22 protein-coding genes and 1 riboswitch are annotated in these 22728 nt (G+C 29.3%); of the genes, 15 read left to right on the top strand and 7 right to left on the bottom strand.

Annotated elements, in window-relative coordinates:
* The first annotated feature begins 81 nt into the window (after positions 1 to 81).
* The 11 genes from FGL08_RS10070 (at position 82) to FGL08_RS10020 (ending at position 11698) form a co-directional block, all read left to right on the top strand.
* Positions 82 to 522 carry an NfeD family protein gene (locus tag FGL08_RS10070; RefSeq protein ID WP_138210668.1) on the top strand — a complete coding sequence of 147 codons (441 nt, stop codon included), beginning with the start codon at positions 82 to 84 and terminating at the stop codon, positions 520 to 522.
* A gap of 12 nt (positions 523 to 534) precedes the next feature.
* Positions 535 to 1479, top strand: coding sequence for an SPFH domain-containing protein (locus FGL08_RS10065; protein WP_138210667.1), 945 nt, complete (start codon positions 535 to 537; stop codon positions 1477 to 1479).
* A 175-nt stretch (positions 1480 to 1654) separates the two neighbouring features.
* Complete coding sequence (locus FGL08_RS10060; RefSeq protein WP_138210666.1) at positions 1655 to 3283, top strand: YceG family protein; 1629 nt, start codon at positions 1655 to 1657, stop codon at positions 3281 to 3283.
* A gap of 17 nt (positions 3284 to 3300) precedes the next feature.
* Complete coding sequence (locus tag FGL08_RS10055) at positions 3301 to 4395, top strand: toxic anion resistance protein (RefSeq protein ID WP_138210665.1); 1095 nt, start codon at positions 3301 to 3303, stop codon at positions 4393 to 4395.
* Positions 4396 to 4427: 32 nt separating this feature from the next.
* Positions 4428 to 5189: a tRNA threonylcarbamoyladenosine dehydratase gene (locus tag FGL08_RS10050; RefSeq protein ID WP_138210664.1), complete on the top strand. Its 762-nt coding sequence runs from the start codon at positions 4428 to 4430 to the stop codon at positions 5187 to 5189.
* 420 nt (positions 5190 to 5609) lie between these two features.
* Positions 5610 to 6953: a Na+/H+ antiporter NhaC family protein gene (locus FGL08_RS10045; RefSeq protein ID WP_138210663.1), complete on the top strand. Its 1344-nt coding sequence runs from the start codon at positions 5610 to 5612 to the stop codon at positions 6951 to 6953.
* A gap of 176 nt (positions 6954 to 7129) precedes the next feature.
* Complete coding sequence (tkt, locus tag FGL08_RS10040; RefSeq protein WP_138210662.1) at positions 7130 to 9109, top strand: transketolase; 1980 nt, start codon at positions 7130 to 7132, stop codon at positions 9107 to 9109.
* 98 nt (positions 9110 to 9207) lie between these two features.
* Positions 9208 to 9309, top strand: a riboswitch (purine riboswitch).
* Positions 9310 to 9422: 113 nt separating this feature from the next.
* A complete protein-coding gene (locus tag FGL08_RS10035; RefSeq protein ID WP_138210661.1) occupies positions 9423 to 9995 on the top strand; it encodes a xanthine phosphoribosyltransferase in 573 nt (190 codons plus the stop codon).
* Between the two features lie 174 nt (positions 9996 to 10169).
* Positions 10170 to 10709: a ribonuclease FAU-1 family protein gene (locus FGL08_RS10030; protein ID WP_171012042.1), complete on the top strand. Its 540-nt coding sequence runs from the start codon at positions 10170 to 10172 to the stop codon at positions 10707 to 10709.
* Between the two features lie 78 nt (positions 10710 to 10787).
* The gene (locus FGL08_RS10025) at positions 10788 to 11168 is read left to right on the top strand and encodes a NusG domain II-containing protein (protein ID WP_138210659.1); all 381 of its coding nucleotides are present in this window, start codon (positions 10788 to 10790) and stop codon (positions 11166 to 11168) included.
* Between the two features lie 26 nt (positions 11169 to 11194).
* Positions 11195 to 11698 (top strand): Gx transporter family protein, encoded by a 504-nt coding sequence (locus tag FGL08_RS10020; protein ID WP_138210658.1) that lies wholly within the window; start codon positions 11195 to 11197, stop codon positions 11696 to 11698.
* A gap of 33 nt (positions 11699 to 11731) precedes the next feature.
* Here the strand turns inward: FGL08_RS10020 and FGL08_RS10015 are convergent, their stop codons facing one another.
* The 7 genes from FGL08_RS10015 to FGL08_RS09985 all read right to left on the bottom strand — a co-directional run bounded on the left by FGL08_RS10015 (position 11732) and on the right by FGL08_RS09985 (position 18034).
* Complete coding sequence (locus FGL08_RS10015) at positions 11732 to 12568, bottom strand: RnfABCDGE type electron transport complex subunit B (RefSeq protein ID WP_138210657.1); 837 nt, start codon at positions 12566 to 12568, stop codon at positions 11732 to 11734.
* 15 nt (positions 12569 to 12583) lie between these two features.
* Entirely contained in the window at positions 12584 to 13162 is a 579-nt protein-coding gene (gene rsxA, locus FGL08_RS10010; protein WP_138210656.1) for an electron transport complex subunit RsxA, read from the bottom strand.
* A 25-nt stretch (positions 13163 to 13187) separates the two neighbouring features.
* Complete coding sequence (rsxE, locus tag FGL08_RS10005) at positions 13188 to 13859, bottom strand: electron transport complex subunit RsxE (protein WP_138210655.1); 672 nt, start codon at positions 13857 to 13859, stop codon at positions 13188 to 13190.
* Positions 13859 to 14515, bottom strand: coding sequence for an RnfABCDGE type electron transport complex subunit G (locus tag FGL08_RS10000; RefSeq protein ID WP_138210654.1), 657 nt, complete (start codon positions 14513 to 14515; stop codon positions 13859 to 13861). The genes rsxE and FGL08_RS10000 overlap by 1 nt, the downstream gene beginning before the upstream one ends.
* A gap of 1 nt (position 14516) precedes the next feature.
* Positions 14517 to 15449 (bottom strand): RnfABCDGE type electron transport complex subunit D, encoded by a 933-nt coding sequence (locus FGL08_RS09995; RefSeq protein WP_138210653.1) that lies wholly within the window; start codon positions 15447 to 15449, stop codon positions 14517 to 14519.
* 14 nt (positions 15450 to 15463) lie between these two features.
* The gene (gene rsxC / locus FGL08_RS09990; RefSeq protein WP_138210652.1) at positions 15464 to 16789 is read right to left on the bottom strand and encodes an electron transport complex subunit RsxC; all 1326 of its coding nucleotides are present in this window, start codon (positions 16787 to 16789) and stop codon (positions 15464 to 15466) included.
* Between the two features lie 693 nt (positions 16790 to 17482).
* Positions 17483 to 18034 carry a QueT transporter family protein gene (locus tag FGL08_RS09985; RefSeq protein WP_138210651.1) on the bottom strand — a complete coding sequence of 184 codons (552 nt, stop codon included), beginning with the start codon at positions 18032 to 18034 and terminating at the stop codon, positions 17483 to 17485.
* Between the two features lie 177 nt (positions 18035 to 18211).
* On the opposite strand from FGL08_RS09985, the gene nadA reads away from it, so the two are divergent.
* From nadA to FGL08_RS09965, 4 genes are all read left to right on the top strand, one after another.
* Positions 18212 to 19114, top strand: a complete 903-nt coding sequence (gene nadA / locus FGL08_RS09980; protein WP_138210650.1) for a quinolinate synthase NadA — start codon at positions 18212 to 18214, stop codon at positions 19112 to 19114.
* 20 nt (positions 19115 to 19134) lie between these two features.
* Positions 19135 to 20463 (top strand): L-aspartate oxidase, encoded by a 1329-nt coding sequence (locus FGL08_RS09975; RefSeq protein ID WP_138210649.1) that lies wholly within the window; start codon positions 19135 to 19137, stop codon positions 20461 to 20463.
* A complete protein-coding gene (nadC, locus tag FGL08_RS09970; protein ID WP_138210648.1) occupies positions 20441 to 21280 on the top strand; it encodes a carboxylating nicotinate-nucleotide diphosphorylase in 840 nt (279 codons plus the stop codon). The genes FGL08_RS09975 and nadC overlap by 23 nt, the downstream gene beginning before the upstream one ends.
* A 68-nt stretch (positions 21281 to 21348) precedes the next feature.
* A complete protein-coding gene (locus FGL08_RS09965) occupies positions 21349 to 22641 on the top strand; it encodes a hemolysin family protein (RefSeq protein ID WP_138210647.1) in 1293 nt (430 codons plus the stop codon).
* The last annotated feature ends 87 nt before the right edge of the window (positions 22642 to 22728 follow it).

Here is a 22728-nt window from a genome sequence, read left to right as displayed (position 1 = left end):
AAACTTTTAAAAAGAATTAAAATACTGTATTATTAATATAACAAATTAAACCATGAAAATATATTTTAGGGAGGTGATATAATGGAGTGGAGTATGTTTACTATTTGGATAATAATAGCTTTATCTACACTTTTTATAGATGTATTTACAAGTTCCATATTATTTGTTTGGTTTAGTATAGGATCGATATTTTCATTAATAGCTTTAAGTTTTGGACTTGGAAGCACACCTCAAATTATTATTTTTATAGTAACAAGTTTAATCGGATTAGTCTTGGGATATCCATTGGCTAAAAAGTTTAATAAAAGATCAAGTGAAAAGGTAAAAACTATGGAACAGAGCTATATAGGAAGAGAGTTTACAGCAGAGGAAGTTATAAAATTAAAATCTAATATAAAAATAAATGGTGTATACTGGACTGTTGTAAATAAAGGGGGAGTGATAGAAAAAGGTAATAGGTTTATAATAGTGGGTATAGAAGGAAATAAGTTAATAATTAAAAATTTAAAGGAAATAAACTAGGAGGGAATAGTTATGGGACCAATAATACTTATAGTTATTTTAGTTTTTGTTGGATTGACAGTATTGTCTTCAATAAAAGTAGTTAACACAGGTTATGTTTATATAGTAGAAAGATTTGGGCAATATAATAGAACTTTAGAGCCAGGGTGGCATACAACTATACCATTTGCTGATTTTGTGAGAAAGAGAATTTCTACAAAGCAACAAATTTTAGATATCCAACCTCAAAGCGTTATAACTAAGGATAATGTTAAAATATCTATAGATAATGTTATATTTTATAGAGTAATAAATTCAAAGGATGCAGTTTACAATATTGAAGATTATAAATCAGGTATAATATATTCTACAATTACTAATATGAGAAACATAGTTGGTGATATGACATTAGATGAAGTATTATCAGGAAGAGATAGAATTAACTCTAAACTTTTAGAAATAATAGATGAAATTACAGATGAATATGGAATTAAAATTCTTTCTGTAGAAATAAAAAATATAATTCCTCCAGCTGAAATACAAGAAGCTATGGAAAAGCAAATGAGAGCTGAAAGAGATAAAAGAGCATTGATACTTCAAGCAGAAGGACAAAAGCAAAGTGAAATTGCTAGAGCTGAAGGAGAAAAACAAGCTAAGATACTTGAAGCTGAGGCAGCTAAGGAGGCTAATATTAGAAAAGCAGAAGGTCTTAAAGAATCACAATTATTAGAGGCAGAAGGTAAGGCAAGAGCTATAGAAGCTATATCAAAAGCAGAAGCAGATGCTATAGTTAAAGTTAATAAAGCTATAATCGAATCTGGAACAAATGAAACTGTAATTGCATTAAAGCAAATTGAAGCCTTAAAAGAAATGGCAACTAATCCTGCAAATAAATTAATATTACCTAATGAAGCTTTATCAAGTTTAGGTAGCATAGCAGCTATGGCTGATGTATTAAAAAGTGAAAAACAAAAGTAAATATTAAAATAATAAACCCTACTAGGTTAAACCTAGTGGGGTTTTACATAACAATCAAAAATATCTTAATAAGTTTCTCAATAAAATTAAGACAATATTTCATTAATTATTAGTAGTTAATATGATATACTATATAATATAAAATCATAGGTATTTAAAGGGTGAAAAGTTGATTATGAAAGCTAGATTAAGTAATATACAAATAAATGCTACGAATTTAGAATTGGATGATAAAATCTGGGAGGCATTAAAGACACCTTTAACACATAGAAAGGGTTATAAATTAAATTCTAATGTGGTTAAACTACCAGCATATTTTTATAGATTTATTGGCATAAAAGAAGATGAAGAAGCTTATTATGATGAAATTTTAAGACTTCATAAAGAACTTATGTTTCTAGGACCGCTATATTTAAATGTTTCCAATGGTTTTACAAAGGATATCGGAGTTAAAATTCAAAGTGTACTTTGTAATATAAAGGAAGGGAGTTTAACTAATGATATAGGATTTTTAATGCAAAAAGTAGATCAGAACTCTCTTTTAAAGGGATTTAATAATTTATATTTTGGGGAACAAGTAAAAAATAATTTGAAAGTAGTATTAGAATATTATAAAAATATAGCTAAGGGTGAAGTAAAATTAAATGAAATTTTAGCTTACTTAATATATTGGGCAAATTTTTATATTCCTGATTTAACAGTCAATTATGATTATGAGGAACTTAATCCTAAAGTGATTTATTACGGTAAGGTATATGAGGAAGAGAGTTTATTTTTGATATTACTTTGGACGCTAGGAATAGATGTATTATACTTTTGTACAGAGGATGATGAGGTTTTCAAAAAAGTTGATCCCAACAATACTTTTTCAAGAGAAGTCATATATTCAAAACGTTGTAGTATAAAAGAATTACCAAAAACTTTTACTGAAAGAATTGGTACTGTAGCCTATGGTGCTAAAGAGGAATTAGATAGAATATTATATAATGATAAGGGTAATTTTTATAGACCTTGGCAGTTTTCAGAGTATAAAGTAAAACCTATTACCTTAAAAACCACTTTTGAAGAGATATTTATATGGATGAAAGAGCCTGGAAGTATGAGACAGGGATGGAAGGTTGAAAATGACACAGTATATATTCCTAATATATTTGGTAAGATAATAGGTACTAAAGAAAATGGGGAAGATTACTTTAGACTTATAGATAATATAATAAATGAGAAAAATACTATTTTTGTAGATAAGTTACCTATTATAGACTATATTCATTTAGAATATAGTAAGTTTAATGAAGTTTATCCTAAAGATAGTCTATATTTCGACGTAAATAAAATGATAAATTCTTCATGGTGGCGTTATGGAGAATTAAGGATGGGGATGCAAAGAGCTTTAGGAGAAGCTATAAAGGAACTTTGCTTGAATCCTGTAATATATAATAAGCAAAATGAAAAAGCTAGAGATTTTCAAGTAGAGATATTTTCTGTATTAATAAGTAGTATAGATAAAAAATTTCAAGAACTTCTACAGTCCTTTGATTATACAGGAGCAATTCCTAAAATAGTTATATATAATAATGAACAAAATGGAAATGTATCTATGGAAGATTGTGTCCTTCTAACATTATTAAACTATATGGGTATTGATATATTTGTATTTAATCCATCTGGTTACAGTGATATTGAGAACTATATATATGAAGATTTATACGATACACATACCTTAGATAAGATGAGGTTTAATTTAGGATTTAGAAAACCAAAAGAAAAGAAAAAAGGAATATTTCAAAGAATATTTGGATTTTAATTTGGGAGGAATGTTCTATGGAGAATAATATAGATAATTCAATTATTGAAATTAAAGAAGATGATATGAAAGATGTTGCAAATAAATTTAAAGAGGAGTTACAGGACTCAAAGGAAGTTATGGCTCTTACCACAAAAATAAATATTAATGACGGAAATGCTATTTTGGATTTTGGTAATGAACCTGCTAATAAAATAGCTGAGTTTTCAGATAGAATATTAAAAAGTATAAAAACTTCTAGTGTTGAAGGTTCTAGTGAAATGATAAAACAACTAACTTCAATTATGAAGAAATTTGATAAAAATGATTTTATAGAAGAAAAACAAGGGTTTTTTCAAAGATTATTTAATTCACCTTCAAAAGCCATAGAAAAGCTTATGGGTAAATATAAAACCATAGGGGGAGAAATAGATACTATATATACGCAATTAACAGGTTATAAAAAAGATATAAATGATGTTAATATCATGTTAGATGCCATGTATGAAGAAAATGTTCATTATTATAGAGAATTAGAAAAGTATATAGCAGCTGGTAAAATTATTGAACATGACATAGAAGAAAATCTTCTTCCTAAATTAGAAAAAAAGGCAGCAGATAGTGGAGATCAGATGGATATTATAAATGTGGAGAATATGAAGAATTCTTTAGAGCTTTTAAAGCAAAGAATATATGACCTAGAGATGGGAAAAGTCGTATCCCTTCAAACTGCTCCACAGATTAGAATTATTCAAAAAGGTAACTATAAGCTTGTATCTAAAATTCATTCTGCCTTTGTGGTAACTATACCAGTATTTAAAAATGGTATTATTCAGGCAGTAGCTTTAAAAAGGCAAAAACTTGTGGCAGATTCTTTAAGTGAATTGGATAAAACTACAAATGAACTTCTTATAAAAAATGCAGAGAATATAAAGAATCAGAGTGTGGATATAGCAAAACTTGCAGGATCATCAAGTGTTAAGATTGAAACTTTAGAACAAACTTGGAACACTATAATGCAAGGAATAGAAGAAACAAAACAAATAGAGGAAGATAATAAGAAGAACAGAGAAGAAAGTTTAGTAAAAATAAGAGATATGCAAGAACAAATGAAAGAAAAATCTATAGTCTAGATTATAAATAGATTAGCTGAAGGGAAGATAGCATGGTGAAACATTCATTATCAAGAACAGAACTTTTAGTAGGCAAAGAAGCACTAAATAAACTTAAGAATTCTAAAGTAGTTGTACTAGGGATAGGCGGAGTAGGTAGTTTTGCAACAGAAGCTTTAACAAGATCAGGAGTAGGGAATTTAATATTAGTTGATGTTGATACAGTTTGTGTTACTAATATTAATAGGCAAGTTATTGCAAACTATAATACTATTGATAAACCTAAAGTAGAGGTCATGAGAGAAAGAATTTTAAGCATAAATCCTAAATGTAATGTTGATATTTATCAACGTTTTATAAATAAAGATAATATGAAGGATATTATACCTACAGATGTAGATTATGTTATAGATGCAATAGATACAGTTTCTTCAAAAATTGATGTAATAGAATACTGTGTTAAAAACAATATAAATATTATAAGTTCAATGGGAACAGGTAATAAATTAGATCCAACTAAGTTTAAGGTTACAACCTTAAATAAAACTAAAATATGTCCTTTAGCAAAAGTAATGAGACATGAATTAAGAAAAAGAGGTATAGAAAAGGTAAAAGTTCTTTATTCAGAAGAGACACCTAGAAAACCTAAAGTTGAAGATGTAATTACTAGTAAAGAAGTGTGCATAAGTAATAATGCAAGTGAAAAACGGCCGACTAAGAGGCAAACTCCTGCAAGTATATCTTTTGTACCACCTGTGGCAGGTATGATAATTGGTGGAGAGGTTATAAAAGAAATAATAAAAGAATATCTATAAAAAATAGCTCCTTAAAGTTTAAGGAGCTTTTAATTATTAATGTCAATTCCTATTCATCCATTATTATAATGGGGGGCATTGAATAAGTTTATGACTTAATATGATGTGATGAGGAAACTTTAAGTTATTTTGCGGTATATTTTTAATATTCTGAAAATAACGTAAAGTTGTATTTGTAATTATAAGGATACCATAATTAATTTAACATGTAAATAAGAAATTGAATAAATTATAAAAAAGTTTTAATATTCTGTATAAATGTATAATATATAAGTTAAATCTATAGTTAATATTTAGCTATACATTTAATTAATAATACTATTTCACTTTATTGGTATATGATATAGTTTTTAGTAACATTATTTAATATACATATACATAGGAGGTGAATATTTAGTCTTATACAGACTAAATGATATTATGAGTATAGGGAAAGGAAAAAACTCAAAAGGGAACCCCATAGCATTATTACCAATGTTAGTATTTTTAGTTCTATATCTTGCAACATCTATAATAACAGCTGACTTTTATAAAATGCCTGTTATTATAGCTCTTTTAGCAGCATGTATAGTAGCCTTTATAATGAATAGAAAGGAATCTATAGATACTAAGTTGGAGTTATTTGCTAAAGGTGCGGGAAATTTAGATATTATAATAATGATTCTTATCTTTATCTTTTCAGGTGCTTTTGCAAGTGTAGCCAAATCTATGGGATCCGTAGAATCTACAGTAAATATAGGGTTAAAATTTTTACCGAGTAATATTTTAATTGCAGGTGTGTTTTTAATTTCATGTTTTATTTCACTATCAATTGGTACATCCATGGGGACTATAGCAGCACTTGCACCTATTGCATTAGGTATAGCAGAGAAAATAGGAGTATCAAATGCCTTAGCTATAGGGGCTGTTGTTGGAGGATCAATGTTTGGGGACAACCTATCAATGCTTTCAGATACAACCATAGCAGCTGTTAGGACACAAGGTACTAATTTGAAGGAAAAATTTAAGATAAACTTATATATGGTGATTCCTTCTGTTATTATAACTACAATGATATTAATATTTATGACTAAAGGTGCTAAAGTTAATTTAACAGGTAATTATGAATATAGTTTAATAAAAGTAGTTCCATACATAGTGGTATTAGTTGGAGCATTATCTGGAATAAACGTTCTTACTGTATTAGTTACAGGGGTTGGGCTTGCAGGTATTATAGGGCTTGCAACCAAATCTTTTGGAGTATGGGAATTTTTAAAAGCAGCTAATGAAGGAATTTTAGGTATGTCAGAACTTATAATAATATCTATGTTAGTTGCAGGATTAGTCCAGATAATAAGTCATAATGGTGGAATTGATTACATGTTATACATAATTAGTAAGAACATGAAGAGTAGGAGAGGCGCTGAACTTGGTATAGCCTTCTTGGTAAGTTTAGTAAATCTTTGTACAGCTAATAATACAGTATCAATTGTAATTACAGGTTCTATAGCTAAAAATGTAAGTGAGGAATATGGAATAAGTCCAGCTAAGACAGCAAGTATACTAGACATATTTTCTAATGCAGTTCAAGGTATTATTCCATATGGTGCACAGTTATTATTAGCATCTACTCTCTCAAAGATATCACCAATAGAAATAATGAGATACTTGCATTATCCTTATCTTATGTGTATAGTATCTGTAATTTGTATAATAGTTGGTTTTCCAAAAGATAAGAATACAAAGCTTAATGAAAAAACAGAAAAATTCTCTATTGTAAAATAGAATATAAATTATAAAACCTGCTAATAACTAAAATGCAGGTTTTATAATTTTAATTTACTGTGAAAGTTAAAAAAACTAGATAACTCACTAGATATATTCTAAAAGCTGTTTTATAATTAATGAGGGAAACTTTTATACAAAATAATTAATAAGTTATACAAATGGGAGGTAAAGTGATGGATATTAATGAATTAGTTGTAAAGAATATAAGAATGCTTTCGGTTGAATCAATAGAAAAAGCAAATTCAGGTCATCCAGGATTACCATTAGGGGCTGCTCCTATGGCGTACACTCTATGGAGCAAAGTGATGAATCATAATCCAGAAAATACTAACTGGGTAAACAGAGATAGATTTATTTTATCAGCAGGACATGGCTCTGCATTATTATACTCTTTATTACATACTTTTGGATACGATCTTTCAATTGAAGATTTAAAAAACTTTAGACAATGGGGAAGTAAGACTCCAGGACATCCAGAGTATGGCCATACAGTAGGTGTTGAAGTAACTACAGGACCACTTGGTCAAGGAATTGCAAATGGTGTAGGTATGGCTATGGCAGAGGCACATTTAGCTGCTAAATTTAATAGAGAAAATTATAGTGTAATTGATCACTATACTTATGTTTTAGCAGGTGATGGATGTATGATGGAAGGAATTGCATCAGAAGCTTCATCTTTAGCAGGAACATTAGGTTTAGATAAGTTAATAGTTTTATATGATTCTAATAATATTTCAATAGAAGGAAATACAGATATAGCATTTAGAGAAGATGTAGCTAAAAGATACGAAGCTTACGGATGGAATGTTTTAACTGTAGAAGATGGAAACAATATAGAAGAAATAGAAAAAGCTATTTTAAAAGCTAAAGAAGATAAAGACAGACCATCATTAATAGTTGTTACAACTACTATAGGATATGGTTCACCAAAACAAGGTACAGCTGCAACACATGGTTCACCTTTAGGAATTGAAGGGATGAAGTCTACAAAAGATTTCTATAAGTGGTCTGAAGGAGAAGATTTCTCCGTACCAACAGAAGTAAAAGAATTCACTGAAAGTATGAAAAAACTTGGGGCAAAGAAGGAAGCAGCTTGGAATAAGTTATTTGAAGAATATAAAGAAAGTTATCCAGAATTAGCTAAGGAATGGGATAAACACTTTAATCAAGATTTAACTGAATTTATAAATAACGAAGATTTATGGAATCATGAAAGTTCAGTTGCTACAAGAGCAGCTTCAGGAACAATTATAAATAAATTAACTAAGCTTATGCCAAACTTGTTTGGTGGTTCTGCAGACCTTGCACCATCAAACAATACAAACATGAAAGGCTTAGGTGAATTCTCTAAAGAAGATAGGAATGGTGCTAATATACACTTTGGAGTAAGAGAACATGCCATGGCTGCTATTGGTAATGGTATTGTAATTCATGGTGGATTAAGAAGCTTTGTAGCTACATTCTTTGTATTCTCTGACTACATGAAAGCTTCTATGAGATTATCAGCTTTAATGAAATTACCTTTAACTTATGTTTTAACTCATGATAGTATTGGTGTAGGAGAAGATGGTCCAACTCATGAGCCAATAGAACATTTAGTAGCTTTAAGAAGTATTCCAAACTTTACAGTATTTAGACCAGCAGATGCTAGAGAAACTACAGCTGCATGGGTAGCTTCAATGGAACGTAAAGATGGACCAACAGGACTTGTATTATCAAGACAAAAGCTACCTTTACTAGAAGGTACAGGAAAAGAAGCTTTAAAAGGTGCTTATATATTAAAAGAAGCTGAAAAGGAAACACCAGATGTTATATTAATGGCATCAGGTTCAGAAGTATCTTTAATATTTGAAGCTGAAAAAGAATTAAGAGAAAAGGGCATAAGTGCAAGAGTTATTAGTATGCCATCATGGGAACTATTTGAAGAGCAAGGGGAAGAATATAAAGAGAAAGTTCTTCCTAAGAATGTAAGAAATAGAGTTGCAGTAGAGGCAGCTTCTTCTATGGGTTGGCATAAGTATGTAGGATTAGATGGAGATATAATATCTATGGATACTTTTGGTGCTTCAGCTCCTGGAAATATATTATTTGAGAAATTTGGATTTACTGTAGAAAATGTAGTTGAAACTGTATTAAGACAATTAAATAAATAGCAATTTTAAAAGGAAGTTGCAGAGCTGCAACTTCCTTTTATACATATTTTATAAAGATTATATTTACATATATAATCTTTTATATTATTATAGTTTTTAATAGGTTTTAGAATTGTACTCATATATATTTGACAATAAGGGTCGAATGTTTCTACGGGGTTGCCTTAAACTATCCCACTATGAGTAAGTAATTTTAATTTTATGGACATACATAAATTTTAATTAGTTACTTCTAGTCTGATATCAGTTTTCTAGGGATTTTATTATTTAAGGAACTTTCTAAAATAATTCATATATAGGAAGGATGAAAATTTTGGAGTTATTAAAACAAAAAATTCTAAAAGAAGGTAAAATACTAGAAGGTAATATTCTAAAGGTGGATATGTTCTTAAATCACCAAATGGATGTAAAACTTTTTAATGAAATGGGAAAAGAATTTAAAGAGAGATTTAAAGGTGAGAAAGTAGACAAAATACTAACCATAGAAGCTTCAGGAATAGGTATAGCTTGTATAGCATCTCAATATTTTGATTATGTACCAGTAATTTTTGCAAAAAAATTTCAAAGTGCTAATTTAGATACAGAATGCTATCAATCTGATGTGTTTTCTTATACAAAACAAAAAAGATATAATGTTAGAGTAAGTAAAAACTATTTAAATAAAGGTGAAAGAATTTTAATTATTGATGATTTCTTAGCCAATGGAAGAGCAGCTTTAGGGCTTATAGACATTGTAAGGCAAGCGGGAGCTGAACCTGTTGGAATAGGTATTGTTATAGAAAAAGGTTTCCAAATAGGAAGGTCAGAGATAGAAAAAGAAGGAGTTAGAGTAGAATCTTTATCAATATTAAAAAGTATAGAGGATAACAGACTAACCTTCAAATAAGCATTGTGTTACTTATACATAAAGGAATATATTAATAAATATATGAAAATAACTGCGGACATATGGTTGCAGTTATTTTTTATTAATTTAATATTTATAGTAAAAGAAAATTCCTGTACAATTTATACTATATATGATATTTTCAATTTATATAATCATGGAAAGGGGATAAAAATGAAGGTTAAATATGCAGATCATATAAAATGGAACAGAATATTAGAAAAAGATTTTAATTTTAAATACATAGATAGAGATGAGTTTAGGGGATATGCTGCTATATCTTATTTTAAGAAGGTTACAGCTCCACGTTATGCAGAAATGAATGGTGTAGACTATCTAATATTAGATGAAGGGCATACTTGGATTCAATATTTTCCAGAAGGTCTAAATTATGCAGTAACAGTTATGTTTGATTGTAATAAGAAAATAGTTCAGTGGTATTTTGACATTTGTACCAGTAACAAAATAGATGAAAGGGGAATTCCATATTTCAATGATTTATATCTTGATGTAGTTCTTTTACCTAAGGGGGATACTATGTTATTAGATGAAGATGAATTAGAAGAAGCACTTAAAATAGGGGATATAACTGAGGAAGAATATCATATGGCTAAAGAAGTAGCGGAAGATATTTTGAAGGAATTAAAAGAAGATAAAAATTCGATAGTTCATTTTAGTAAGGTTAATCTAAAGGAAATGCAAGAAATTTTATAGACATTATTAGAATTTTACAATAGTGATATAAGTTATAGTATAATAATAAAATAAGTATAACTGATGGAGAGTTTACCTATGAAAAAAGGAGATAAGTTTATTTTAGTATTTGTAGCGCTTATATTTTTAACAAGTATAGGATCTTTATGGTTTTATAGAACTGGTAAGCAAGAAAATCAAATAGCTGTAATAGAGAAAGACGGTAAAGTTTTGCATAAAATAGATATTAAAAATCTAAAAGAAAAAAAAGAAATTAAAATAGAATTAGAAGATGGTCGTTATAATATTATAGAAATAGAAAAAGGAAGAATTAGATTTAAGGATGCTAATTGTAGAGATAAAGTTTGTATAAGAAGTGGATGGCTTTCCCGAAATGGAGATATGGCTATATGTTTACCTAATAGAGTTTCCATTAAAATTTTAGGGGAAAGAGAAGATGTAGATGGAGTAGCTTATTAGATAAATGTAGAACTGGACGTGATGTTATGAAAAATACCAAAAAACTATTATATTTAGGGTTTTGTATAGGGATTGCACTTGTAATATATTTTGTGGAGGCACAGATACCTGTACTTTTCCCGGGAATAAAATTAGGACTTGCTAATTCTGTTTCTTTATTTGTACTATTTTTTTTCGGATGGAAAGAAGCCATATCAGTAATGATAATCAGAACTTTCTTGGGTTCCTTATTTGGAGGGAATTTATTTGCTTTCTTTTTTAGTCTTTCAGGTGGTTTATTTAGTAATATAGTTACTATAATAGCATTAAAATATTTTAAAGAAGATGTTAGTATAGAATGGCTAAGTGTGTTAGGTGCTGTTTTTCATAATATAGGACAACTTTTAATAGCAGCATTTTTAATAAGAGATTTTAGGATATATTTTTACTTCCCAATATTAAATATATCATCAATTATAACTGGATACTTTACAGGAATAGTCACAAAAAACTTATATCTCAGGCTCAATAAAATTAAGCATATTAAATAAAAATAGGTTACCTTAAGGTAACCTATTTTTATTTTAAGCATTCACTTTAATTTCGTTTACTTTAATTTCATTTCCATATGCTCTAATTACTTTTGTAGGACATTTTTGAACACAATTCATACATAAAGTACATTTATCCTTATCTACTACTGGTAAATTATTTTCCATAACAATAGCACCTTCAGGACAATTTCTTGCACATAATCCACAGGTTATACATCCAACATTACATGCATCTTTAACTTCTTTAAGTTTGTCTTTAGAGCTACAAGCAACTCTAATTATAGCTGATTTTGGTTTTATCTCTATTAAATTCTTAGGACATGCTACTGTACAGGCAGCACATGCTGTGCATTTATCATCATCTACAATGGCAACACCATCTACCACATGTATAGCATCAAATTTACAAGCTTTAACACAGCTTCCTAAACCTAAACATCCATAAGTACAAGATTTATTTCCACCACCAGGAATCATAGCAGCTTGCTGACAATCCATTTGGCCATAATATTCACCATTAAATTTAGCATCATTGCAAGAACCTACACATTTTACAAAGGCCTTTTTAGGTTCTCCCATGTCAATTGAGACTCCCATAATTTTACCAATTTTTTCAGTAGCATCACTAGCTGCAACTGAACATAAATTTGCTTCGGCTTCTCCACTTACTACAGCTTCTGCATAGGCATCGCATCCAGCATATCCACATCCTCCACAATTAGCACCAGGTAGACAATCTCTAACTAGGGGTACTCGTTCATCTACAGGAACATGGAATTTTTTTGATGCATAACCTAGTATTACCCCAAAAACTAGTCCTAACCCACCTAAGCTAAGAGCGGGAAATAGTATTGAATTTAATTCCATAATAGCACCTCCAAATTAGTGAAATAGACCTTGGAATCCTAAAAATGCAATGGACATTAATCCAGCTGTAATTAAGGATATTGGAAGGCCCTTCATAGATTCTGGCATAGATTGATTTTCATCTAATCTTTCTCTTATACCAGCAAGTAAAACAATGGCAAGCATATATCCAAGTCCAGATGCAAGCCCAGATATAACAGATTCAATCATAGTGTATTTTTCATTCATATTTATTATAACAGCACCTAGTATAGCACAGTTAGTAGTTATAAGTGGTAAGAATATACCTAAAGCACTATACAAAGAAGGGCTTGTCTTTTTTATAAACATTTCTACAAATTGAACTAAGGATGCAATAACTAGTATAAATGCTATGGTATATAAGTAGGTTAGATTAAGTGGTATTAATATTGTATGATAAACTATATATGATATAAATGACGCAAGTACCATAACAAAAGTAACAGCACAACCCATACCAAAAGCAGTTTTTACTTTCTTCGAAACTCCAAGGAAAGAGCATATACCTAGAAATTTTGAAAGAACAAAGTTATTTACTAGTAAAGCACTTAAAAAAATCATAAATAATTTCATTTATTTCACCTTCCCCTATATTAGGTTAGTTATCGTGTTTAACAGAGCAACTAGCACAGTTTCCACTACAACCAGCAAATTCTTTTATTCTCTTATTTTCTTTTTTCTTCTTAGCATTTCTATAATTAATTAAGGCCATTAAAATACCAAGAGTAAAGAAAGCACCAGGAGCTAAAATCATTATAATTGCAGGTTGAAAAGATGCTGGCATTATCTGAAATCCAAAAACTTTACCAGTTCCAAAAAGTTCTCTAATCATTCCTATAATACCTAGTGAAAAAGTAAAGCCAAGTCCTTGACCTAAACCATCAAATATAGAAAGTATAGGACCATTTTTAGACGCAAAAGCTTCAGCTCTTCCAAGTATTACACAGTTAACAACTATAAGAGGAATAAAAATTCCTAGAGATTTATAAAGTGAAGGTACAAATCCTTGCATTAGTAGTTGTAATAAGGTAACAAAAGATGCTATAACAACTATGAAAGAAGGAATACGTATTTTTTCAGGGATAAATTTTCTAAGTAAAGATACAACAAAATTTGACCCCATTAGTACTACTGTAGATGCAAATCCCATACCTAAAGCATCTTTAGCACTAGTAGTTACCGCAAGAGTAGGGCACATTGCAAGTACCTGAATAAATATTACATTTTCATTTAAGACACCATTTTTAATTCTCTCTAAAGGAGTATACATTATTTACTACCTCCTTTTAATGTATTATTATATAGTTTAATTGCTTCGTTAACTCCAGAAGTTATGGATTTTGAGGTTACAGTAGCGCCTGTTAGAGCTGTAATATCATTTTCTGTAGCTTCTTTTGAATCTGTAGTGGCGCTGGATGTAGCTTCTACGTCTTTTTTTTCATTAGAGCTTTTTTCTTCATTATCCTTTTTAGAAGAGGATTTTACAACATTAATATCACTTTTAGCAGATTTTCCTTTATATTGATCATAAAATTCGGGTTTAGTTGAGTTTGCACCTAAACCAGGTGTTTCAGATTGGCTTAGTATTCTAACACCTTCAACAGAACCTTCTTTAGATATACCAACCATTAATTCTATTAATCCACCATAGCCCTTAGTCTTAACTTTTATAGCATGACCAACAAGGTTGCTGCCTGATTTGGCTTCATTTACTTCTATTATATTTTCAGGAAGTTTAATATCTACTTTATTAAAATTATCTGCCTTAGAAAGAATTTCTTTCATAGCTTCTGTATTTTGTTTTTGTGCTTGCTTTTCTATAGGTCCTTTAGTTATAGTGTAGGCTAAACCTAATATTACACCAGCACAAGCTGTAATAATAAGAAGTATAAGACCTAATTTAAATGTATTTTCTTTTTTCTCCATATTATTTCACCCCCCCAAAAGTTTTAGGAGTAGTGTATTTATCAATTAATGGCACGAATAAGTTCATTATTAATATAGAATAGGATACACCCTCAGGATATCCTCCAAATAGACGAATAACAGTTGCAATAATACCACAACCTATTGCAAATACTATTTGACCTTTTTTGGTAACAGGTGATGTAGTGTAATCGGTTGCCATGAAGAAAGCACCTAGCATTAATCCACCAGTAAATATTTCATATAAACCGTTTCCAGTCATGAAACCGTTTCTGCCTATGATAGTAGTTAATAAGGCAACAGTACCTATATACATTACAGGTATTTCCCAAGATATTACTCTTCTATATAATAGATAGGCAGCTCCTATTAAAATAGCTAGAGCAGAAGTTTCCCCTATACAACCACCAATGTTTCCTAGGAATACACTTGATAAGGAAGGTAGATTTTCAAAGCCACCTCTTAAAGCAGCAAGTGGAGTTGCAGTGGTAACACCATCTATAGTCCAAGTAGTCATAGCTACAGGCCAAGATGCAAGTAAAAATGCTCTAGCTGCTAAAGCGGGATTTACTATGTTTTGGCCTAAGCCACCAAAAAACTGCTTAACAACAATAATTGCAAATGCACAACCTATAGCAACCATCCATAGTGGAATTGTGGCAGGTACATTGAAAGCTACTAATAAGCCTGTAACTAATGCACTATAGTCATTTATTGTAACTTTTCTATGGGTTAATTTTTGCCATAGATATTCTGATAAAAGTGAAGATAAGATTGCAGTTAAAATAACAAATAACGCTTTCCATTTAAAAAAGTATATTCCAGCTATAGTAGGAGGAATTAAAGCTATAACTACATCTCTCATAATAGTCTGAACAGAATCTTTTGATCTAATATGAGGAGATGACGATAAAGTTAACATTGGTTCATTCATTTAAGTCACTCTCCTTACTTTGTTTTCTTTTTGCTGTTAATCACAGAACGCTTTGCAGTACGAATAGATTGTATAAGATGTCTTTTTGCAGGACATACAAAAGTACAACATCCACACTCAATACAATCTAAACCATGAAGAGACTCAAAATCTTCAAGTTCAGATCTATTAGCAAGTGAGTCTAATTTGCATGGTATAAGTCCCATTGGGCACGCTTGTACACATCTTGAGCATCTAATACAATTTGTTGGTTCTGGTAGTACAGCAGCTTTACTTGTAAGACAAAGAATTCCAGATGTTCCTTTCATCACAGGTACATCTAAAGTACTTAAGGTCATTCCCATCATAGGACCACCAGAAATAATTTTAACTGGCTCTTCACTAAAGCCATTGCAAGCATCTATAAGTTCTTTTACAGAAGTACCTAATTTTACTTTTAAATTCTTAGGCTCTTTAATAGCATCTCCAGTTATAGTTACTACACGTTCTATGAGTGGAGTCCCCAATACTACAGCTTTATAAATTGCTTCTATAGTAGCTACGTTTTGAACAATGCAACCTACATCAGCAGGGAGTTTTCCAGAAGGTACCTCTCTTTTAGTTATAGAATAAATTAATTGTTTTTCTGCCCCTTGAGGATATTTTGTTTTTAAGGCTTTTACTTCGATATTTTTTTCTTTTTCAACTAGTTTTTTCATTGCTAATATGGCATCAGGTTTATTATCTTCTATGCCTATATATCCTTTAGCTTCTGGGAATAGTTTAAGTACAATTTTTAATCCTTCTATTATATTTTTTCCTTGTTCTAACATAAGCCTATGGTCACAAGTTAAATAAGGTTCACATTCAGCACCATTCAATATGATAGAATCTACTTTTTTATCTTCTGGAGGTGATAATTTTATATGCGTTGGAAAAGCAGCGCCTCCCATACCCACAATACCTGAATCCTTTATAATTTCTTTTATTTCTTCCACTGAAAGAGTTTTATAGTCTCTTTCTTTTAATTCAGAAACTATGTTTTCATATTCACCATCATTTTCAATAATGATTGACATTACTTTTACTCCACTAGCAGTCATTAGTGGAGTGATATTTTTTACAGTTCCAGAAACACTGCTATAAATTGGAGAAGATACAAAAGCTTTTGATTCTGCTATTTTTTGTCCTACAAGAACCTTATCCCCCTTTTTGACTAAAGGTTCACAAGGTGCTCCAATGTGTTGAGAAAGAGGGAATACTAAGTCACCTTTTGGTAAGAACTCTTCTATTTTCTTATTTTGAGTAAGAATTTTACCATGGGGCGGATGAATTCCCTTTTTAAAAGTTAGTAAGTTCATTTTATTACTCCCCTTCTAATATTGGATTAGAAAATTAAATTTATATTATTATAAATTAATACATGCCTTACGCATAAAGTTAGGTATGTAAAATAAAATCAATAGTTAAAATAAAGTTGTTTTTATAGAATTAATTTTATTATTAATTTCATGTAGGTAGAAAAATTGTTAAAAAATAAATTTTCTAATTTACATGAAATATTTGTTTTAATTAGATGAATTTAATGTATTTTAAAAAAATTCAATTTATTATTGATATAATTACAGATATTTTTACATTAATGAACAAGATTTTCTTTATATGAATTATATTTTAACATATATAGAGCGAAATTTACAGTAGTGAATTTTACACTAATGATTACTATAATTATGGTAAACAGTAAATATATTACTAATACTGAATCTTTTACAATATTAATCTAATATTTAACTTCATTTGTTATTTTATAAAATTTATGTTTTATGTTTATATATGAAGAAGTTCTATACTGTAGTTTTTCATTTAAAAATATAATAAGGATTTCTAATATTAAAAGTATAATTAGTATAATTAGTAGTTTTTTAAACTTTTTATTCATTAAATCAAATCCTTTTCAATATCTATTTAATTAATACTATGAGAATAAAAAAGAAATTATAAATAAAAAAATAAAAGCTTAGAAACTAAATAGTTTCTAAGCTTTATTATCCTTATTTTAATATCTTATTTAGAGATTTATTTTTCTCAATTATTGACATTAAGGGTAGACCAAGTCCATAACAACATACAAGTTGGCCAACGCCTACGTATATCATGTTTAAGTAAAGGGGCATATCTTTCACATATAATATTTTTAGCATAGTTCCTATTATAATAGCATTTATTAAAACTGAAGGTAAGGGAGCAAGAACTTTTTTATATTTTAAGTTACTTCTACCTATATAATAAGTTAGAATAGCTGCTATAAGTGTAGCTATAGAACCAAAAATTAGATCTGGTATACCCATTGGACTTATAATATTAGATGCAATACATCCTATAAAAAGCCCATAAATTGCGTAGGGTGAGAAATAAGGTAAAACTGTTAATCCCTCCGCGATTCTAAACTGAACTGGACCGTAACTTAAAAAGCTTAAAGCTAAAGTTAAGGCAGCATAGATAGCAGCTAGTAAAGCTGCAAAAGTAATTTTTTGCGTCTTAGATTTACTATTGTGCTTTTCTTTCACGATGTTCTTAGACGCCTCCTTTGAATTTTTTAACATAATAATCCCTCCGTAGTTTTATTTAAAGACAGGATATTGCGAACTGTCCTATAAAATTTTAATATAATATTTATTATTAGTCAAAAGTAAATTTTTATTGATTTAATAAGAACATAGTGATAACATTATTTTCACAGGTGTATATACACCTGTGAAAGAAAAATAACGAGGTGTAATATGAGGGATATAAGAGAAGAAATTTTAAGACTAAAAAAAGAGAGAAATGCTATTATATTGGCGCATTATTACCAAAATCCAGATATACAGGATATTGCGGATTATGTTGGGGATTCATATTATTTGAGTAAAGTAGGTAAAGAGACAGATGCTGATGTAATTGTATTTTGTGGTGTTAAATTTATGGCAGAGGGAGCTAAAATTTTGTCACCAGAAAAAAGAGTTCTTTTAACTCATGAAGATGCACTATGTTGTATGGCTTTAATGGCAGACAAAGAGGGTATAGAAGAGATGAAAAAAAATCATCCCAATGCTAAAGTTGTTTGCTATGTTAACTCATCTGCTGAAGTTAAAGCTTGTTCCGATGTTTGTTGTACGTCATCTTCTGCACTTAGTATAATAAATAATTTAGAATCAGATGAGATTATATTTGTTCCAGATAAAAATTTAGGATCTTATGTTGCTGAGAAAGTTAAGGATAAGAAAATTATATTATGGCACGGATGTTGCAATATTCATGACCATATAGAACCTAAAGATATTATAGATGCGAAAAATAAATATGGAGAGGATATTGTAATTTTAGCTCATCCAGAGTGCAGGAAAGAAGTAAGGGATATGGCTCATTATGTAGGAAGTACTGCTGGAATCATAAAATATGGTACTGAATGCAAAAGTAAAAAGTATTTAATAGTAACTGATGAGGGGGTTATTCATCAACTAAATAAAAATAATAAAGATAAAGTTTTCTATAGTTTAAATATGAGGTGTAATAGCATGAAGATAACTACTTTAGAAAGAGTATATAACTGTCTCTTACATATGGAGGGGGAAATAACTGTAGATGAATATATTAGAAAAAGAGCATATAGTGCATTAGAAAACATGCATAGATTAGGATAATAAATGGGGTAGAGGATATTATGATTAAGGAAACAGAAGTCTTAATAATAGGTTCTGGAGTTGCTGGATTATATTTTGCTTTAAACTTAGATAAGAAGATTAAAGTTACCATAGTAAGTAAAGGTGATTTAAGAGAATGTAATTCTTATCTAGCTCAAGGAGGAATTTCAAAAAGAAGAGATTTTAACGATACAGAGGCTTATTTTGAGGATACTATGAAAGCAGGGCTTTACAAAAATAATATTGATAATGTTAGGATTATGATAGAAGAATCAGAAAATAATATAGATAATCTATTAAGTTATGGAGTTCCCTTTGATAGAAGTGAGGGTAAATTAGATTATACAAAAGAGGGTGCACATAGTGATTTTAGAATAGTGCATTGTAAAGATAAAACAGGAGAAATTGTTACCGATACCTTAATAAGAGAAGCGAAAAATAGAGATAACATTAAAATATTGGAAAATGTAAATATTATAGATTTAATTTCTATGAATAATAAATGTTACGGGGCAACAGGAATTTTAAATAATAAAAAAGAGATAATCAGGATTTATAGTAATTATACAGTACTTGCATCAGGTGGTATAGGTGGTTTATTTAAAAACTCAACTAATCAAAGAAATTTAACAGGGATAGGATTAGCTTTGGCAATTAAACATAATATAGATTTATGTGATATAGGGTTTATACAATTTCATCCAACAGCATTGTATGAACAAAGTGAAGGAAAGAAATTTTTAATTTCGGAATCGCTACGAGGTGAGGGAGGAAAACTTGTAAATATTAACAATGAAAAGTTTGCGTGCGAATTGCTTCCTAGAAATATTTTAACAAAGGCTATTTTAGAGGAAGAAAAGAATACTAGGGTTCCCTACGTTTTACTGGATGTAACCCACCTAGGGGAAGATTTTATTAAGTCTAGATTTCCTGGTATATATAGTGGTTGCTTAGAAAAAGGAATTGATATAACCAAAGAAAAAGTTAGAGTTACACCGGTGCAACATTATTTTATGGGAGGGATAAATGTAGACTCTTATACTAGAACATCTATGAAAAATTTATTTTCTTGTGGTGAATGTAGTTGTACTGGAGTACATGGAGAAAATAGGCTAGCTAGCAACTCTCTTTTAGAAGCATTAGTATTTTCTAAAAGAGGCGCAGAATTTATAAATAAAAATATGTGCAAAACGGATATGGTTAATTTTATAAGTCATATAAAAAATTTTCTATGTAAATATTCTTACGAAGAAGCAATTAAAGAGGATAAAAAAAATACAAAACTAGCTATAGAAAAAATAAAAGAAGTTAGGAGGGATATTCAAGATGAATTGGTTTATTATAGATAAAATTATAAAAGATGCTTTAAGTGAAGATATAAGTTTTGGAGATGTAACTACAGAGGGGATAATTTCGGAAGAGAGTTTTTGTAGTGTAGATTTAATTGCAAAAGAGGAAGGAATTATTGCTGGGATTGAAGTGTTTAAAAGGGTTTATAGTATAGTTGGGGAAGTAGATGTTGAGTTTTTTATATCAGAAGGAGAAAAGGTTAATAAGGGACAAGTTATAGGCATAGTAAAGGGGAGAACAAGAAAGGTTTTATTAGGGGAAAGAGTTTCTTTAAACTTACTTCAAAGATTAAGTGGTATAGCAAGTTTAACAAGGAAATTCGTAGATAAGTTAGAAGGAACTAAGGTAAAGTTACTGGATACAAGAAAGACAACTCCTAATTTAAGAATTCTAGAAAAATACGCAGTTAGAGTTGGGGGAGGATATAACCATAGGTTTAACTTAAGCGATGGAGTTTTGATAAAAGATAATCATATAGATGCAGCTGGTGGAATAAAAGAAGCTATTGAAAGAGCTAGGGAATATGCTCCTTTTGTAAGAAAAATAGAAGTAGAAGTTGAGAATTTAGAAGAAGTAAAGGAAGCTCTATATGCAGAGGCAGATATTATAATGCTTGATAATATGAATGTAGATACAATAAAAGAGGCTTTGAAAATAATAGATGGGAAAGCAGAAGTTGAAGTTTCTGGAAATGTAACTTTAGATACTATAAAGAGTATTGCAAATACTGGTGTAGATTATATATCATCAGGATATTTAACTCACTCTTACAAGGCTTTTGATTTAAGTATGAAAAATCTTAGAATTTTAAAATAGAATGCGTAAAATTTTATAAATAGCACAAACTAATAGGGAATCTAACTCTTATTAGGTGGTGAATTAATATGAAAGATTTACTTATAATAATACTTTTAATAGGAGTAAACGGTTTTTTTGCGGCAGCAGAAATAAGTATAATATCTTTAAATGAACTTTCTCTGCAAAAAAGAGCAGAAGACGGAGATAAAAAATCTATTCAACTACTAAAAATATTAAAGGAACCTAGTAAATTTTTGGCAACAATACAGGTAGGAGTTACTTTAGCTAGTTTTTTTACATCAGCATCTGCTACGGTAGTATTAGTGAAAATCTTTGAAAGAGTTTTTAAAAATAGTAATATAGATTTTTTTATAATATATAGTCAAAGGCTAGCTTTTATAATAGTAACATTAATAATTTCTTACATATCACTTTTATTTGGGGAATTGATTCCTAAAAGAATTGGATTAAAAAAATCTGAAAAAATAGCAAATAAATCTATTAGAATTATAAATGTTTTAGATAAAATAGCAAGACCATTGGTATATTCCCTTACGTATAGTACAAATTTTTTTATAAAATTATTATTTGGTAAATTAGAAGATGAAGATAAGAATATTACAGAAGAAGAAATTAAAATGCTAATTGACGTAGGAGAAGAAAAAGGACTATTTGGTAAAACAGAAAAAGAAATGATAAATAGTATATTTACCTTTGATGATTTAACTGCTTTCGATGTTATGACTCCTAGAATTGATATGGTTTCTTTAAATTTAAACTCTGATTTTAAAGAGGTTTTAAGCTTTGTAAAGGAAAATAAACGTTCAAGAATACCTATTTATGAAGAATCTCAAGATAGGATAGTAGGTATACTATATGCAAAAGATTTAATTAACTTCTTTGATACAAAAGAAGAATTTTATATGAAAGATATAATTAGAGAACCTTTTTTTGTTACGGGATATATTAAGATAGATCAATTATTTAAAGAAATGCAGATTAAAGGTACTCATATGAGCATAGTAATAGATGAATATGGCAGTACAGCAGGACTAGTGACTATGGAAGACTTAGTTGAGGAGATATTCGGAAATATTTATGACGAATATGAGGAGCATGTAGAAGACATATATGCTAAAGATGAAAATGAATTTGAGGTAGATGGTGGAGTTAGTATTTCCGAATTAAATGAATCATTAGGTTGTGAGCTACAGGATAATTATGATACTATAAGTGGTCTTATATTAGATAGTCTTGGTAGATTTCCTAAAGTTGGAGAAAATTTATTAATAGAAGGATTTAAATTTACTATATTAGATATAGAAGACAAGCGGATTAAAAAGATTTTGATAAATAAAGATTTTAATAGACAAAAATAATTAAAAGTATGTTATCCTTTAGAGATAATATACTTTTAATTTTTATAAAATAGTTATAAAAATAAACAATCAGTTAATTTAAATAAA

It is taken from the genome of Hathewaya histolytica (assembly GCF_901482605.1).
GTDB classification, from domain to species: Bacteria; Bacillota; Clostridia; order Clostridiales; family Clostridiaceae; genus Hathewaya; species Hathewaya histolytica.
The sequence above is the reverse complement of the archived record's forward strand: the minus strand, read 5'-3'. Positions and strand labels throughout refer to the sequence as shown.